General features: G+C 57.3%; 14 protein-coding genes. 9 read left to right on the forward strand and 5 right to left on the reverse strand.

The annotated features are described in order from the left end of the window. Positions 1-7: 7 nt before the first annotated feature. On the reverse strand, positions 8-1090 hold the full coding sequence (locus ACSIPU_RS09245) for an efflux RND transporter periplasmic adaptor subunit (protein WP_049127372.1): 1083 nt from the start codon (positions 1088-1090) through the stop codon (positions 8-10). Between the two features lie 69 nt (positions 1091-1159). Then, positions 1160-3874: a cation-transporting P-type ATPase gene (locus ACSIPU_RS09250; protein WP_148673696.1), complete on the reverse strand. Its 2715-nt coding sequence runs from the start codon at positions 3872-3874 to the stop codon at positions 1160-1162. Between the two features lie 503 nt (positions 3875-4377). On the opposite strand from ACSIPU_RS09250, the gene ACSIPU_RS09255 reads away from it, so the two are divergent. Beyond that, complete coding sequence (locus ACSIPU_RS09255; protein ID WP_004100000.1) at positions 4378-4626, forward strand: DUF1158 domain-containing protein; 249 nt, start codon at positions 4378-4380, stop codon at positions 4624-4626. Here ACSIPU_RS09255 and ACSIPU_RS09260 read toward each other — a convergent pair. Beyond that, positions 4555-6177 carry an alpha/beta hydrolase-fold protein gene (locus ACSIPU_RS09260; protein ID WP_023329407.1) on the reverse strand — a complete coding sequence of 541 codons (1623 nt, stop codon included), beginning with the start codon at positions 6175-6177 and terminating at the stop codon, positions 4555-4557. The two genes, ACSIPU_RS09255 and ACSIPU_RS09260, sit on opposite strands and share 72 nt — an antisense overlap. A gap of 153 nt (positions 6178-6330) precedes the next feature. Here ACSIPU_RS09260 and ACSIPU_RS09265 point away from each other — a divergent pair, with 153 nt between their 5' ends. Beyond that, the gene (locus ACSIPU_RS09265) at positions 6331-8475 is read left to right on the forward strand and encodes a TonB-dependent siderophore receptor (RefSeq protein ID WP_004099998.1); all 2145 of its coding nucleotides are present in this window, start codon (positions 6331-6333) and stop codon (positions 8473-8475) included. 36 nt (positions 8476-8511) lie between these two features. Here ACSIPU_RS09265 and ACSIPU_RS09270 read toward each other — a convergent pair whose 3' ends face one another. Together ACSIPU_RS09270 and ACSIPU_RS09275 are read right to left on the reverse strand one after the other, a co-directional pair. Continuing rightward, positions 8512-8853 (reverse strand): RamA family antibiotic efflux transcriptional regulator, encoded by a 342-nt coding sequence (locus ACSIPU_RS09270; RefSeq protein WP_004099996.1) that lies wholly within the window; start codon positions 8851-8853, stop codon positions 8512-8514. Positions 8854-8885: 32 nt separating this feature from the next. Beyond that, positions 8886-9986, reverse strand: a complete 1101-nt coding sequence (locus ACSIPU_RS09275; RefSeq protein ID WP_004111167.1) for an MBL fold metallo-hydrolase — start codon at positions 9984-9986, stop codon at positions 8886-8888. A 190-nt stretch (positions 9987-10176) separates the two neighbouring features. On the opposite strand from ACSIPU_RS09275, the gene ACSIPU_RS09280 reads away from it, so the two are divergent. The 7 genes from ACSIPU_RS09280 (at position 10177) to ACSIPU_RS09310 (ending at position 14659) form a co-directional block, all read left to right on the forward strand. Further along, positions 10177-10758, forward strand: a complete 582-nt coding sequence (locus ACSIPU_RS09280) for a TetR/AcrR family transcriptional regulator (protein ID WP_004099994.1) — start codon at positions 10177-10179, stop codon at positions 10756-10758. Further along, the gene (locus ACSIPU_RS09285; protein ID WP_004099993.1) at positions 10758-11126 is read left to right on the forward strand and encodes an MmcQ/YjbR family DNA-binding protein; all 369 of its coding nucleotides are present in this window, start codon (positions 10758-10760) and stop codon (positions 11124-11126) included. The genes ACSIPU_RS09280 and ACSIPU_RS09285 overlap by 1 nt, the downstream gene beginning before the upstream one ends. 118 nt (positions 11127-11244) lie before the next feature. Then, entirely contained in the window at positions 11245-11898 is a 654-nt protein-coding gene (gene nfsB / locus ACSIPU_RS09290; protein WP_004111163.1) for an oxygen-insensitive NAD(P)H nitroreductase, read from the forward strand. Between the two features lie 248 nt (positions 11899-12146). Then, on the forward strand, positions 12147-12581 hold the full coding sequence (locus ACSIPU_RS09295; RefSeq protein WP_004111161.1) for a PTS sugar transporter subunit IIA: 435 nt from the start codon (positions 12147-12149) through the stop codon (positions 12579-12581). Continuing rightward, a complete protein-coding gene (locus tag ACSIPU_RS09300) occupies positions 12574-13044 on the forward strand; it encodes a PTS sugar transporter subunit IIB (RefSeq protein WP_004099987.1) in 471 nt (156 codons plus the stop codon). Before ACSIPU_RS09295 ends, ACSIPU_RS09300 begins: the two co-directional genes overlap by 8 nt. A 14-nt stretch (positions 13045-13058) precedes the next feature. Continuing rightward, positions 13059-13802: a PTS mannose/fructose/sorbose/N-acetylgalactosamine transporter subunit IIC gene (locus ACSIPU_RS09305; protein ID WP_004099986.1), complete on the forward strand. Its 744-nt coding sequence runs from the start codon at positions 13059-13061 to the stop codon at positions 13800-13802. Between the two features lie 2 nt (positions 13803-13804). Further along, a complete protein-coding gene (locus tag ACSIPU_RS09310) occupies positions 13805-14659 on the forward strand; it encodes a PTS system mannose/fructose/sorbose family transporter subunit IID (protein ID WP_004099982.1) in 855 nt (284 codons plus the stop codon).

The raw sequence follows: 14659 nt of genomic DNA on the forward strand, positions 1-14659 counted from the left end.
CTCTCCCTTATTCACTCAGCAACTGAATGGCCGCGCCGTCACGCAGGCGCTGGGCACCTTCCGTCACTACGCGCTCTCCCGCTTTCAGGCCATCCGCCACCACGAAGCTCTGGCCATGCTGACCGCCGGGCGCTAAACGGCGCATCGTCACGGTGTTGTTCGCCGTTACGACCCAGCAGTAAAAGCCCAGTGCATCCTGCTGTAGCGCAGAGGCCGGGATCATCGGGCTCTCCTTAAGTTGCTGCGGACGGAAGAAAACCGTGACGTTGCCGCCCGGCAGTAAACGGTGCTGCGGGTTAGCAAATTCAGCGCGCAGCGCCACGCTGGCGGTGCGGCTATCAATACGGTTATCAACGGAGGTCAGGACGCCGTCTTCACGCCGTCCATCCAACTCCACCTGCGCCAGCCACGCCTGCTTCATCGCGGCGATATCCGTGTGCTGCCCTGCTTTCGCGAAAAAGGCGGATTCATCGAGCGAGAACGCCACGCGAATCGGATCGAGCTGGACCACATCAACCAGCACGCCGCTGGCGGGATTGACCAGGCTGCCGACGTGAAAAGGACTATGGCCGACGCGCCCGCTCACCGGCGAGGTAATGCGGGTATAGCCGAGCGTTATCTGCTGGGCGGTAATGCGCGCCTGCGCCTGCTCTACGGCGGCGGCGGCGACATCGCGCTGCATCTGCGCGGTATCCACGTCATGACGGCTGATTGAATGGTTATTTTTCAGCTGCTGATAGCGGCTCAACAGCTGCTGGGCCTGGCGCAGGGAAGCCTGCGCGCTTTTCAGTTCGGCCTGTGCGAGCGCCAGCGCGGCTTTCGGCTGGGCGTCATCCAGCGTAAATAGCGGCTCGCCTTTTTTGACGTACTGCCCATCCTGGAAATGGCGCTGCACGATCGTCCCTTCGGTACGGGCGCGAACGTCGACGGCGTGAATGGCCTCAACGCGGCCGGAGATTTGCCGTTCATCGGCATGCGGCGCTTGTTCAACGGTGGCAACGCGCACCGGAATGGCCGGCGCGGCGGCGGCGATAAGCGCGTAGCCTGCCAGGCCGCAGGCCAGCAGGGCGGAGCGGATGATCTTGTTCATGGGGAATTCCTTACGACGATGCGGCGTCCCTTCCCCGCAGGAGAAGGGAAGCCGGACGGGTCAGACACGCTACGCCGCTTTGCGGAAACGACGAGTCAGGCGCTTCTCAACTTCCACCACCAGGAACATCGCGATACCGATGACCAGGGTGATGAACCAGTAGCGCAGCGGCAGCCCTTCGGTGCCAAACATCGTCTGCATCACCGGTACGTAGATGATGACCAGCTGCATCAGCAGCAGCACGCCGCTCACCAGCCAGATGCCTTTGTTACGCAGAAGCCCCATATTCAGCGAGAAGCTGTCGCTGCTGCGGCAGTTAATCATGTAGACCCACTGCGCGGTGACCAGCATCTGCAGCAGGACGGTGCGGATAAACTCCGGGCTGTGGCCGCGCGGCGCCAGCCAGGCTTCAAGAATAAAGGCGGCGACGGCGATCATCGTGCCGACGAAGGCGACGCGCCAGACGGCGAAGGCATCCATGACGTGCTGGCCGGTTTTACGCGGCGGTCGGTTCATGGCGTTGCGCTCGGCGGCTTCAAACGCGAGGCCAAAGGAGAGCGTGGCGGAGGTGGCCATGTTCATCCACAAAATCAGTACCGGCGTCAGCGGGATAATGTTCCCCGCCAGCAGGGCGATGATAATCAACAGCCCCTGCGCCAGGTTGGTCGGCATGATGAACAGAATGGTCTTTTTCAGGTTATCGTAGACCCGGCGCCCCTCTTTGACCGAGCTGGCAATAGTGGCAAAGTTGTCATCGGTCAGGACCATATCGGCGGCCTCTTTGGTCACCTCAGTGCCCTTAATGCCCATGGCGATCCCGACGTCGGCCTGACGCAGCGCCGGAGCGTCATTGACGCCATCGCCGGTCATGCCAACCACTTCACCGTTATCCTGCAGCGCTTTCACCAGGCGCAGCTTGTGCTCCGGGCTGGTGCGGGCAAAGATATCGAACTCCACGGCGGCTTTCGCCAGCTCGGCGTCATCCATGTGCTCCAGCTGGTAGCCGGTCATCGCCTGGCTGCTGTTGGTGATCCCTAACATCTGGCCAATACTCATCGCCGTCTGCGGGTGATCGCCGGTAATCATCTTCACGCGGATCCCCGCGTTCTGGCAGGCGTGGATAGCGTCGATCGCTTCCGGACGCGGCGGGTCCATCATTCCGGCAATGCCGAGGAACACCAGCCCTTCGCGCAGATCGTCGTGGGACAGCGTGGTGCTGCCGACGTCAGCCGGTTTGTAGGCAGCGGCGACCATACGCAGGCCCTGGCGGGCAAAGCGCGCCATCTCCTCTTCCCAGTACTGCGGCTCAAACGGCACCGCCCCCTGCTTGCTCATCTGCTGGCGGCACAGGGCAAAAATCACGTCCGGCGCGCCGGTAATCAGCACCTGCTCGACGTCGCCCATTTTCTGGTGGGTCGCCATGTACTTGTACTGCGAGTCGAACGGGATTTTCGCGACCAGGCGGGCATCGACGGGCTCCAGCCGCGCTTTCGCCGCCAGCACCTTCAGCGCGCCTTCGGTTGGCCCGCCGGTAATGCCCCACAGGCCGCGCTCGTCCTGAACCATCTGGCTGTCGTTACACAGATCGATGGTGCGCAAATAGGTTTCCAGCACGCTGCCCGGTTTAATTTGCACCGGCTCGTTGCTGCCTTCCAGGCAGATGTTACCCTGCGGCTCGTAGCTGTCGCCTTCGACGCGGTAGCAGCAGTCGGCGGTGATGATCGCTTTAACGGTCATCTCGTTCATCGTCAGGGTGCCGGTTTTATCCGAGCACACCACGGTCATGGCGCCCAGGGTTTCCACCGTCGGCAGTTTGCGGATAATCGCCCGCTGACGCGCCATTGCCTGTACGCCCAGAGAGAGAATAATCGAGATAATCGCCGGTAAGCCTTCCGGCACGGCGGCCACCGCCAGGCTAATCAGGGAGAGCAGCAGCTCGCCGAGAGGAATATCGCGCAGCGCCAGGCTGAAGACGAACAGCGCAGCCATCATCGCCAGGATGATAACGAAGATCGCTTTACCGAGCTTATCCATCTGCACCAGCAGCGGCGTACGGTGCTTTTCAATGCCCGCCATCATCTGGTTGATGTGGCCGAGTTCGGTATCCTGGCCGGTTGCGGTCACCACGCCAACGCCGCCGCCGGCGCTGATGGTCGTGCCGGAGAAGAGCATATTGGTACGGTCGCCCAGCGGCAGTTCGCCTTCCAGCGCGTCGGTGGTTTTATCCACCACCGTCGACTCGCCGGTCAGAATGGCTTCTTCAACCCGCAGATTATGGCTCTCAATCAGGCGCATATCGGCCGGCACGCGGTCGCCCGCGCGCAGAATCACAATATCGCCCGGCACCAGGTCGCGGGTCGGGATGGTTTCGTGTTTACCGCTGCGCTGCACGCGCGCGTCGCTGGAGAGCATATTGCGGATGCCCTGTAGCGATTTTTCGGCATTGCTCTCCTGGATATGGCCGATCAGGGCGTTGATCACCGTGACGCCAAGAATGACAAGGGTATCGACCCAGTGCCCCATAACCGCGGTGAGCGCGGCGGCGGCCAGCAGGACGAAAATCAGGACGTCGTTAAAGTGGGCAAGGAAGCGCAGCCAGGCTGGCTTGCCTTTTTTCTCCGGCAAGGCGTTCGGGCCGAAGGTCTGCAAACGCTCGGCGGCTTCAGCGGCGCTGAGCCCGTCGACATGGCTTTTTTTCTGCGCCAGCACCGCATCAACCGTCTGCTGATATGCCCGGCGTGGCGCGACATCCCCTGAGGGGGTGGTATTATTAGTTTTGATCATTTTGGTCAAAATATATCTCCCTTAAAATTCCGTGAGGCGGAAAGCCTGGAATCATTCCGGGCCAATGAGAAAAATTTTAAACAGGCGGGAGATAATTTGAGCTTGCGCAATATTTAATCTCTCGCAAATACAAAATTTATGGTAAGTTAATTCTATAGAACAACTATTGCAGAATATTAATAAACCTAAACTAAACGAGGTCTACTATGTTTGGAATCTATCGCGGACGCCGCCTGGTGCTGTACATTCTGCTGGCCATTATTATCGCTACTCTGGTGGGATATAGCACCTATACTTTTGTAAAAGCGCTGGCTTAATAATGACGTTAATTTACATTAAAGCGTAATTAACTTAATCACAAATAAGCCCAAAATAATTAACAAAGAAATGAGTGAGAACGTTTAAATATAATACTTAAAGCGTATTTTAATTGCGTACGAAACGATATTGCATTGATTCCCTTTTTACCGGACAATATGTTTTTAACTGATGATTAACAAATAATGAAACATCCGCTAGAAACGCTCATGAGTGCCGCCGGCATTCTCCTGCTGGCTTTACTCTCCTGTCTGCTGCTGCCGGCGCCCTCGCTGGGTCTGACGCTGGCGCAGAAACTGGTGGCGACGTTCCATCTGATGGATCTCAACCAGCTTTATACGCTGATCTTTTGCCTGTGGTTTTTAGCGCTGGGCGCCATCGAGTATCTGGCGCTGCGCTGGGTCTGGCGTCGCTGGTTCTCTCTTGAGCGCTAATCCGCTCAGGTCGCGCATACCGTTGATCAGGCCTTCGCACCAGGCGACATAATCGTGGCCGCTCGAGGAGGGATGAAAGCTCACCTTATATCCCTTCTCGCTCAGTACCCGCCCGAACTCAAGCGTATTGGCATAAATACCGCCGTCCGACCCGCGGGTCTCAAATCTTCCCGCCTGTAGCCAGAAACGGACCGGATAGCGCGGCGAGTGCTGATACTGTCGGGTCAGCCAGCTGGCCTCTTCCCCTTTCGGCGCCCACCAGTACGACCCGGACAGGCTCAGTACGTTGCCAAACTGCCGGGGATAGCGCAGCGCCACCCAGGACGCGGCCAGCCCGCCGTAGCTGGATCCTGCAACCACGGTTTTTTGCCGGGTCAGGCTGAGCCCCTGGCGGTTCAGCCAGGGCAGCAGCTCATGGGCCATAAAATCGGCAAAGTGCGGATTTGGCGGCAGCTCCTTTGCCCGCCGCGGATGATCGAGGCTATCGATAAACACCACGTTAATCGGCGGTAGCCTGTGGCTGGCGATCAGGGCGTCCAGCACGTTGGCGAAGCGGTATTCGTCCTGGTAAGTTTTACCGTCAAAGAGCAGCAGGGTCCAACGCGCGGGCTGCGGCAAACGTGGGCGATAAATCATGACTTCACGCGCGTTTTGCAAAAAGTCGCTGCGCAGCTGATGGCGGGTCAGCGTCCCGTAGCGTAGCGGCTGCGCCATCCGCGGCGCCGAGCAAAAACGCGCGGGGTTAAGAGCCAGCAGGGAGTAGCGACTCCAGCGGTCGTGGGCGGCATTGACGCTATTCGGGTTTAGCGGGTCGGCCTGGGCGCTGACCAGAATAGCCCGCCGCTGCTCGCGCGCGCCGCCGGCTACCTGCGGCACATCCGGGGCGAGCTTATACTGCATTAAGGTATCGGCAGGTACGACGTAGCTACGAAACCAGACGTCAGAATCACCGAGACGAAACAGCGGATCGTGATCCCCCGCCGGCGAACCCAGAATAAACACGTTGCGGCTCGCTCCGCGCCACAAGAAGGTCACCCGCTTATGGCTGGCGTCCACCGATTCCACCATGGGCGTTCCCTCCAGTTCACGCTCCCGCCAGAAAGTCGCCGTTGAGCCTCCCGCCGCCAGTTCCTTCTTCAGCAGCTGCAGGCGCGGGCTGACCGGGTCCAGCGTCTGGATTTTGGCCAGCGCGGTGGTTTCCCGCATCTGCCACTGAAAACGCCAGCGGGCTCCTTCTTCACCGTGGAGCACCAGCGAGGAGGCGCGGTTTACCGGCAGAGAAAATAGCAGGGTTTGCTCGCCGTCCGCCGGGCCGCCCGCCAGCAGCGTGCGCAGACGGCGGTTATGTTCATCCAGCAGTCGGGCATCGGTAACGCCGGAGAGCGTCGCCGCGACGTAGTTCTCTCCCAGCCTGGGCAAGTCAAAACAGACCTCACCGCTGGCGTCGAACTTCCCCTCCAGCTCTCCCTGTAACGAAGGGGATTCACAGTTCATCGCCGCCGCCGGTAAAGCACTTAACCCCAGCAGCAGACCGCTCCACGCCGTTTTCATTGCCCGATAGTTCCTTGTAAGAATTTGTTAATAACGCTAATGCAAATAATAACTATTTGCAATAACATTAAGGCCGTTAATGATGACCGCTGAAGGATTCACTTCGATGAGGGCGGTTTTTGATGGCGATTTAACCAAGGAAAAATCATAAATATGTTTAAATATAATAAGATAACAGCATTATGGACTGCGACTCTGGCGGTATCTTCGATCGGGAATCAGGCGCTGGCGGCGGAGGAAACGCTTGTCGTCACCGCGGGCAGTAGCGAAGATCCTACAGCGCCGCTTAAGGGAATAGTGGCCACCAGGACGCTATCCGCGACAAAAACCGCCGCAGAGATCGTCAAAACGCCGCAGTCAGTATCGGTGGTTACCCGCGATCAAATGCGCGCGCTGGACGTCACCTCGGTATCCCAGGCGCTGCGCTATAGCGCGGGCGTTTTTACCGAATATCGCGGTTCATCTAACCGCAACGACGAGGTTTTCGTTCGCGGCTTTAGCTATGTGCCCAAGTTTCTCGATGGCCTGAGCTACGGCGCGACGGCCTCCTCGCAAACCGGTACTTTCGACCCGTGGCTGCTGGAACGCGTCGAGCTGGTACGCGGCCCGGCCTCGGTGCTGTTTGGCCAGGTAAACCCCGGCGGGCTGATCGCCATGACCAGCAAACGCCCTGTCAGCCAGCCGATTCATGAACTGCAGTTCCGCACCGGCAATCATCATCTTGCCGAAGGCGCTTTCGATTTTGGCGGCCCGCTGAGCGATGATGGCCGCCTGCTCTATCGTCTGAACGGGATCGCCCGTACCCAGAATAGCCAGGTTGAAGATTATAAAGAGACGCGGATGGCCATCGCCCCCGCCCTCACCTGGTATCCTGATGACGCCACGCGCATGACGTTATTAACCAGCTATCAGAAAGACCCGGATGCCGGTTACCGTAACTTCCTGCCGCGCTACGGTACGGTGGAAAGCGTCGACGGCAGCTATATTCCGCGTGATTTTAACGTCAGCGATCCCAGCTACAATCAGTCGTGGCGGGAACAAACGATGATTGGCTATGAATTTGAGCACCAGCCAGACGATACCTTTACTCTGCGCCAGAACGCCCGCTACGCCACCATCAAACAGAAGTATCGCTACCTGGTTTATTCCAGTAGCCCCGCCAACAGCTCGGTACTCTCCCGCCGCGCCCAGCATGAAACGCGCCAGACCGATGAGTTTGGCATTGATAACCAGCTCGAAGCAAAGTTTGCCAGCGGCCAGGTGGCCCATACGGTGATTGGCGGTCTGGATTACAAAACCAGTAAAGATAAGCAGTATCTTGGCCGGGCCGGAGGTTCGCAGTACGATCTCGACTGGCGCAGCCCGACCTACGGCGTTAGCGTCGATGAAAGCGCCTTCAGCCCCGCCACTAATGAACAGCAAAATCTCGATCAGGCTGGGGTCTATGTTCAGGATCAGCTGAGCTGGCAGAACTGGGAACTGTTAGTTTCCGGGCGCTATGACTGGGCGGAAGTACGCACCACCGATTTTACCGACGCCAGCAGCACCCAGCAGAATGATAATAAGTTCACCTGGCGCACCGGCCTGCTGTACGCCTTTGATTCTGGTCTTTCCCCCTATATCAGCTACAGCACCTCCTTTGAACCTAACCTGCAAACCAACCGCGCGCCTGGCGTTGGACCGTTCGATCCCAGCGAAGGCAAGCAGGTGGAAGTCGGCGTGAAATACCAGCCTGACCCAAACGCGCTAATCACCCTTGCGCTGTATGATTTAACGCAAAGTAACGTCGCCACCTACAACAGCGCCGCCGGATGGTTTGAGAATAGCGGTAAAGTGCGTTCCAAAGGGGTTGAGGCCGAAGCGCACGCGACGCTCTTTGAGAATCTCAATCTGATCGCTTCATACACTTATACCGATGCAGAAACCGTCAACACTACCGTTGTCGGTACCGAAGGGAAAACGCCAGCGCGTATTCCGACCCATATGGCTTCAGCCTTCACCAGCTATACCCTGCCGGACGGCGCGCTGAAAAGCCTGACTGCGGGAGTGGGCGTACGCTATATCGGTACCAGCTATGGCGATGCGAAAAACACCTTTAAGGTTCCGGCAGTAGATCTGTATGACGCCATGGTCAGCTATGAATTGGGCGAGCTAAACTCGAGCCTGAAAGGTGCGCAGGTACAGTTCAACGTAAACAACATCGCGGATACCAGATATGTGGCCTCCTGCGCCAGCGATAGCGCCTGCTTCTACGGCATTGGTCGGACGGTGACGGCAACGGTCAGCTACGCCTGGTAAGAACAGCCTCCGCCGGTTTCCCCGGCGGACGCTTTTTCAGTGCGCGCGGCTGTGATTTTCTTTACGGTAGGCACCCGGCGGCTGGTTAAACGTACGGGTGAAGATGCGGGTAAAAGTTTGCTGCGAGTCAAAGCCGTATTTCAGGCAAATATCGTAAACCCGCTGATCGGTATCGCGCAGATCGCGCGCCGCCAGCAGCAGCTTACGCTCGCGGATATAGCGCCCCAGACTCTCCCCTTTGTACTGTAAAAACAGTCGTTGTAAATGCCACTTCGAATAACCGGCATGGCGCGCAATATCGTCAATACGTAGCGGTTGATGCAAATTTTCATCAATCCACTCGACGATAGTATCAATGACCTGAGCGGAAATAGTCATATGTCCTCTCTCCTCCTGAACCACTCTCATCGTTAGCGCCACCAGGCGTTAAATGATTGCGTTTTATCAGCGACCCAAACCGGCTCACCCAGCATAGGCGTCAGCAGTCGCCACGGTCGCCCTGTGCTGGCCTCCGCCAGTCGTTTATACGGATCGTCCCACGTGTGTTTTGCCAGCACGAAGCGCCCGGCATGGCCCGGCAGCACCGCGCGTGCATGAATATCGTCAGCGGCCTGCGCCGTCTCTTCCGGCATCATGTGGATGTACTTCCAGTCCTGGTCATACTGACCGTTTTCCATGATCGCTAAATCCACTTCGCCAAACTGTTCGCCAATGGCTTTAAAGTGCGGGCCGTAGCCGCTGTCGCCGCTGTAGTAAATTTTCTGCTGCGGGGTAACGAACATAAAGCTGGCCCATAGGGTCTGGTTGCGCTTGAGGCCGCGGCCGGAGAAGTGGCGCGCGGGCAGGACGTGTACCGTCAGCTCATCGCTCACCTGCAGCGCCTGATTCCAGTCCGCCTCGCTGATTATCGCGCTCTCCATTCCCCAGTAGCGCAGGTGCGACCCCACGCCCAGCGGCGTTATCACGCGCTTGACCTTCGGCATCAGGGCTTTGATGGTGGCGTAATCGAGATGATCATAGTGATCGTGCGAGATGATCAGCAGGTCGATCTCCGGCATTCCCTCAGCGTGCCATGGGTAATCCCCGGTAAAGGCCTTATTAATAAAAGAGAAGGGTGCGGCATAGTTGCTAAATACGGGATCAATCAGGATGCGTTTGCCCGCCAGCTGCAGATACCAGGAGGAGTGACCGAGCCAGACCATCGCGTCCTGCCCTGACGGCAGGCCCGCCAGATCGGTGTTCACCAACGGCAGCGGCTGGGCCGGTCTGGCGTTCTCGCGCCTGGCGACGAGAAACTCCCACCACGCGGCCAGCATATTTTTTTGCCCGGTAAAACCCGGCGTCGGGAGCTGATTGTGAAACTGGCCGTCATGATAGTGCGGCGACTGTTCCACCAGGCTGAGCTGCGCGCCCTGCGGCGCCTGGCCAAATCCGGCATTTAACACAAACGGCAAAGTTGTTGCTGACGCTAATAACATGATGGCGACCACGCTGAAAATGACACGGTTCATATCCTGACCTGGCGAAATCCTCCTTCCTGGAGGTTTTTGTTATAAGGGTTGATTATGAGTGAGTAAGCACTCATTATTAGGAAGAAGCTGAAAGTCGTCAAGACGATTTTCAAATTTTGACAGACAACGTTGCAGTGCCCGTACCGGGCATGCTTAGATCGTGGTTTTATAACCTGTGAGGTAAAGTGTAGTGGCTCGTCCTAAGAGTGAAGATAAAAAGCAAGCGTTACTGGAGGCCGCAACCGCCGCCTTTGCCCAGTCGGGAATCGCCGCCTCAACCTCCGCTATCGCCCGCAGCGCCGGGGTAGCCGAGGGGACGCTGTTTCGCTACTTTGCCACCAAGGACGATCTGCTTAACGAGCTTTATCTCTCTATCAAATCGGGGTTAGTACAGGTCATGGTGGCCAGTCTTAAACCGAACGAATCCCGTCCGAAAGAGAATGCCCGCAATATCTGGAACAGCTATATCGACTGGGGTATGCGCAAACCGATGGAGCATAAAGCCATACGCCGCATGTCCCTGAGCGAACGGATTACCGATGAAACGCGTACCCGGGTTAAAGAGATGTTTCCCGAGCTCAACGAGATATGCCAGCTTTCGGTTAAGCCAATTTTTCTTAGCGATGCCTATCGCACCTTTGGCGATGCGCTGTTTCTGTCGCTGGCGGAAACCACGATTGAGTACGCCAGCAACGATCCGCAGCGTGCCCCGGAGCTCATTGCGCTAGGCTTTGAGGCAATGTGGCAGGCGTTACATGAGGATACGCGCTGATGGACCACCGCTCGCTGCATGACCACGCGCACCGTATTGCGCTGGAGCTTCCCTTTACCGAGCACTGCTGGCCGTTCGGCCCGGAGTACGATGTGTTTAAAGTCGGCGGGCGGATTTTTATGCTCACCGCAACGGTACGCGGCCGCGCGCTGGTCAACCTGAAGTGCGATCCGCAAAAATCGCTGCTTCATCAGGCCATTTACCGCAGCATCGAGCCCGGCTATCACATGAACAAAAAGCACTGGATCACCGTGGTTCCCGGCGAGGATATCAGCGTGGACCTGCTGGCGGAGCTGATTGATGATTCGTGGAATCTGATCGTCGATAAACTGAGCAAAAAAGAGCAGCAGCGGCTGCGCCCGGGGTGATTTTCAGCGCTGCGCGATAAGTGTTATCGCATTTTTGCCCCTTATCATTTGCCCGCCATCGCTGTACTCTTCCTTCACGAAACGCACCCGCAAGGGGTTGTAAACAGTGAGGAAGAGTATGGATATCGTATCGGTTGCCTTAAAGCGCTACTCCACCAAGGCATTTGACGCCACCAAAAAGCTAACTGCCGAGCAGGCGGAAAACCTGAAAACGCTGCTGCAGTACAGCCCGTCAAGCACCAACTCCCAGCCGTGGCATTTTATCGTTGCCAGCAGCGATGAAGGCAAAGCGCGCGTCGCCAAAGCGGCGAGCGGCACCTACGTGTTTAACGAACGTAAAATTCTCGACGCATCGCACGTGGTGGTGTTCTGCGCCAAAACCGCAATGGACGACGCCTGGCTTGAGCGCGTGGTCGATCAGGAAGAGGCCGATGGCCGCTTTGCTAACGCCGAAGCCAAAGCGGCAAACCATAAAGGCCGCACCTTCTTTGCCGATATGCACCGCAAAGATTTGCATGACGACGACCAGTGGATGGCGAAGCAGGTGTATCTGAACGTCGGCAACTTCCTGCTGGGCGTGGCGGCAATGGGCCTGGACGCCGTACCGATTGAAGGCGTCGATTTCGCAATTCTCGATGCCGAATTTGACCTGAAGGCCAAGGGCTACACCAGCCTGGTCGTGGTGCCGGTCGGCCATCATAGCGTTGAAGATTTTAACGCCTCCCTGCCGAAATCACGCCTGCCGCAGGCGACGACGATTACCGAGATTTAATTCCCTTCTGCCGGGAATGCCCGGGCCATGGCGCAGCAGCGTCTCGCCCGGGACTTTCTCCCCCCACTCTTTCCCCCTCTTTTTCTGCCTTTTGTGCCAGGTTTCCGGCGTTAATAAGCCCGCTTGTGCCAGGAATAACGCCTTTAGTGTGAACCAGCCGCTTTAATTAATTGATAAATAATATTTTTTATTTCTGGCACGCCCTTTGCTCTTAACAGATACCACTATCTGGATGAAGGAGAAACCGGGTGAAACATATCTATGTGGCCAGCCACGGCCATTTTGCTCGCGGACTGGTGAACAGTTTATCGCTGCTGATTGGCGACGAACACGGCGTTATCCCGGTCTGCGCCTATGACGAAGATATCGTGACCACCGAACAGCTGGAGCAAACCCTGGAGCATCTCATCGTCCAGGCGAATGGTGATGAAGTGGTGATCTTTACCGACCTGCTTGGCGGCAGTATCAACAATAGCGCCGTGAGCGTCTTGATGCGCCATCGTAACGTTTTCGTGGTCGCCGGCATCAATCTGACTCTGCTGCTGGAGTTTCTGCTGTGCGAAGAAGCCACTACCGAGGCCGCGATTGTCTACGCCACCGGCGCGGCGCGTGAATCCATTGTTTTCATCAACCCTCTACTAACACAACCATCCTCTGACCCACAGGGAGAATCTCATGATTAAACTCGTGCGCATTGATTATCGGCTGCTGCACGGCCAGGTGGTTTTTGCCTGGACCCGAGCGCTGGATATCGACCATATCATCGTCGCTAACGCCAAAGCCGCGGCGGATGCCTTCATTACGATGTCGCTTAACCTGGCCAAGCCGGCGGGCGTCACGCTGGACATCGCCACCGTTGAACAGGCGGCGGAAAAGCTTAACGGCGGCAAGTTGGATCATAAAAAAGTCATGGTGGTCCTTGGCAATACTGCTGAAACCCTCGCGCTGGTAGAAAAAGTCCCGGGAATTAACGCCATTAACTACGGCGGTCTGCCGCAGAAGGAGGGCGCAAGACAATTCGGCAAGGCCATCTATCTGACCGAAGAGGAAATCGCCGATAGCAGAGCGCTGAAAGAGAAAGGCATTCGGCTGGAGATGCGTCAGGTACCCGCCCACTCGGCCGAGCTCCTCAACGAACAACTTTAACTTCGGAGGTCACTATGTTGCTCACCGCAACGTTACTCGGACTGATTGCCGCCCTGGGGATCCTCGATGGCCGCCTGCTTGGGGTATCGATGATCGACCGGCCGCTGGTGATGTGCGCCCTCACCGGTCTGGTCTGCGGCAATCTGCATGAGGGGATTCTGATTGGCGCTACGCTGGAGCTTATTTTTCTCGGCAACGTCGCCATCGGCGCCGCGCACCCACCCGATATCGTGACCGGCTCCGTACTGGCGACCGCGTTTTCGATCATGTCCGGCCGCGGTCCGGAGGCTGCGCTCACCATCGCCATCCCCGTCTCAATGCTGGCGCAAACGCTGGGCATTCTGGTACGCGTGGTGAACGCCCGCTTCGGTCATCTGGCGGACCGCTATGCGGCGCAAGGTAATACCCGGATGGTCGGCCTGATGCACCTCGGCGGTCCGACGCTGCTCTATTTTTTAAACGGATTTCTGCCGGTTTTTTTCGCCATCCTGCTCGGCTCTTCGGCGGTTAGCTGGTTCCTTGAGGCGATTCCGCCGGTGATCACCAACGGATTGATCGTCGCCAGTAAGATCCTGCCGGCGCTCGGCTTCGCCCTGCTGATCAGCATGATGCTCAGCAGCAAACTTATGCCGTACCTCGGTCTGGGCTTTCTGATAGCGGCATATACCAAACTGGATATCATCGCCATCGCGCTATTCGCCGTGGTGTTGGCTTTTATCATCAGCCAGTTTCTTAATCTTAAGCAGCAGGAGAGCTAATCATGAGTGAAATGACGCAGACCCTGTCAGGCGCCGCCCAGCCGCAAAGCGATGACGCAAGCCGGGTCACCGCTCGGGATTTACGCAGCGTGTTCTGGCGCTCCTTTACGCTGCAGGGCTCGTGGAACTACGAGCGCCAGCAGCATATGGGCTACGCCTTCGCAATGTCGCCGGCCCTGAAGCGTATCTATCAGGACCCGACGGAACTGGGGCGCGCCCTGCAGCGCCATCTGGTGCTGTTTAACACCACGCCGCACCTCTCCACCTTTATCTTCGGCTTGTCGATCGCTATGGAAGAGGAGAATCAGCGCAATCCCGAATTTAATGAAGAATCGATAAACGCGATTAAAACCAGCCTGATGGGGCCGCTGGCGGGTATCGGTGATTCCATATTCTGGGGGTCATTGAAGGTGATTGCCGCCGGGATGGGAATTTATTTCGCCCAGCAGGGCAGCCTCCTGGGACCGATAATGGCGTTGTTAGTTTATAACCTACCGCATCTGTTATGCCGCTGGTATGGGCTGAAGCTCGGCTATCGGGCTGGCACCACCTGGCTGATGCGGATTTACCAAAGCGGACTCATGGATCGGGTCACCTATATCGCGTCAATCGTTGGCCTGATGGTCGTCGGCGCGATGACCGCCAGTATGATAGATATCACCACCCCGCTCAGCTTCACTGCCGGGCAGACGACCATGAAGGCACAGGAGTTTATCGACAAAATACTTCCTTCGCTGCTGCCTCTGCTTTTCACCCTTGGGATGTACAAGCTGATCCGTAAGGGAGTCAACATCAACTGGATCCTGTTAGGCACCATCGCATTTGGCATGGCAGCCAGCGCGTTAGGCCTGCTTTAA

Source organism: Klebsiella sp. HN106, from assembly GCF_051209435.1.
Taxonomy (GTDB): Bacteria; Pseudomonadota; Gammaproteobacteria; order Enterobacterales; family Enterobacteriaceae; genus Klebsiella; species Klebsiella oxytoca.

What these genes read in the sequence shown, in the direction of transcription:
- ACSIPU_RS09245 (WP_049127372.1), bottom strand. Translation starts at nt 1,090, where the DNA reads ATGAACAAGATCATCCGCTCCGCCCTGCTGGCCTGCGGCCTGGCAGGC.
- ACSIPU_RS09250 (WP_148673696.1), bottom strand. Translation starts at nt 3,874, where the DNA reads ATGATCAAAACTAATAATACCACCCCCTCAGGGGATGTCGCGCCACGC.
- ACSIPU_RS09255 (WP_004100000.1), top strand. Translation starts at nt 4,378, where the DNA reads ATGAAACATCCGCTAGAAACGCTCATGAGTGCCGCCGGCATTCTCCTG.
- ACSIPU_RS09260 (WP_023329407.1), bottom strand. Translation starts at nt 6,177, where the DNA reads ATGAAAACGGCGTGGAGCGGTCTGCTGCTGGGGTTAAGTGCTTTACCG.
- ACSIPU_RS09265 (WP_004099998.1), top strand. Translation starts at nt 6,331, where the DNA reads ATGTTTAAATATAATAAGATAACAGCATTATGGACTGCGACTCTGGCG.
- ACSIPU_RS09270 (WP_004099996.1), bottom strand. Translation starts at nt 8,853, where the DNA reads ATGACTATTTCCGCTCAGGTCATTGATACTATCGTCGAGTGGATTGAT.
- ACSIPU_RS09275 (WP_004111167.1), bottom strand. Translation starts at nt 9,986, where the DNA reads ATGAACCGTGTCATTTTCAGCGTGGTCGCCATCATGTTATTAGCGTCA.
- ACSIPU_RS09285 (WP_004099993.1), top strand. Translation starts at nt 10,758, where the DNA reads ATGGACCACCGCTCGCTGCATGACCACGCGCACCGTATTGCGCTGGAG.
- nfsB (WP_004111163.1), top strand. Translation starts at nt 11,245, where the DNA reads ATGGATATCGTATCGGTTGCCTTAAAGCGCTACTCCACCAAGGCATTT.
- ACSIPU_RS09300 (WP_004099987.1), top strand. Translation starts at nt 12,574, where the DNA reads ATGATTAAACTCGTGCGCATTGATTATCGGCTGCTGCACGGCCAGGTG.
- ACSIPU_RS09305 (WP_004099986.1), top strand. Translation starts at nt 13,059, where the DNA reads ATGTTGCTCACCGCAACGTTACTCGGACTGATTGCCGCCCTGGGGATC.
- ACSIPU_RS09310 (WP_004099982.1), top strand. Translation starts at nt 13,805, where the DNA reads ATGAGTGAAATGACGCAGACCCTGTCAGGCGCCGCCCAGCCGCAAAGC.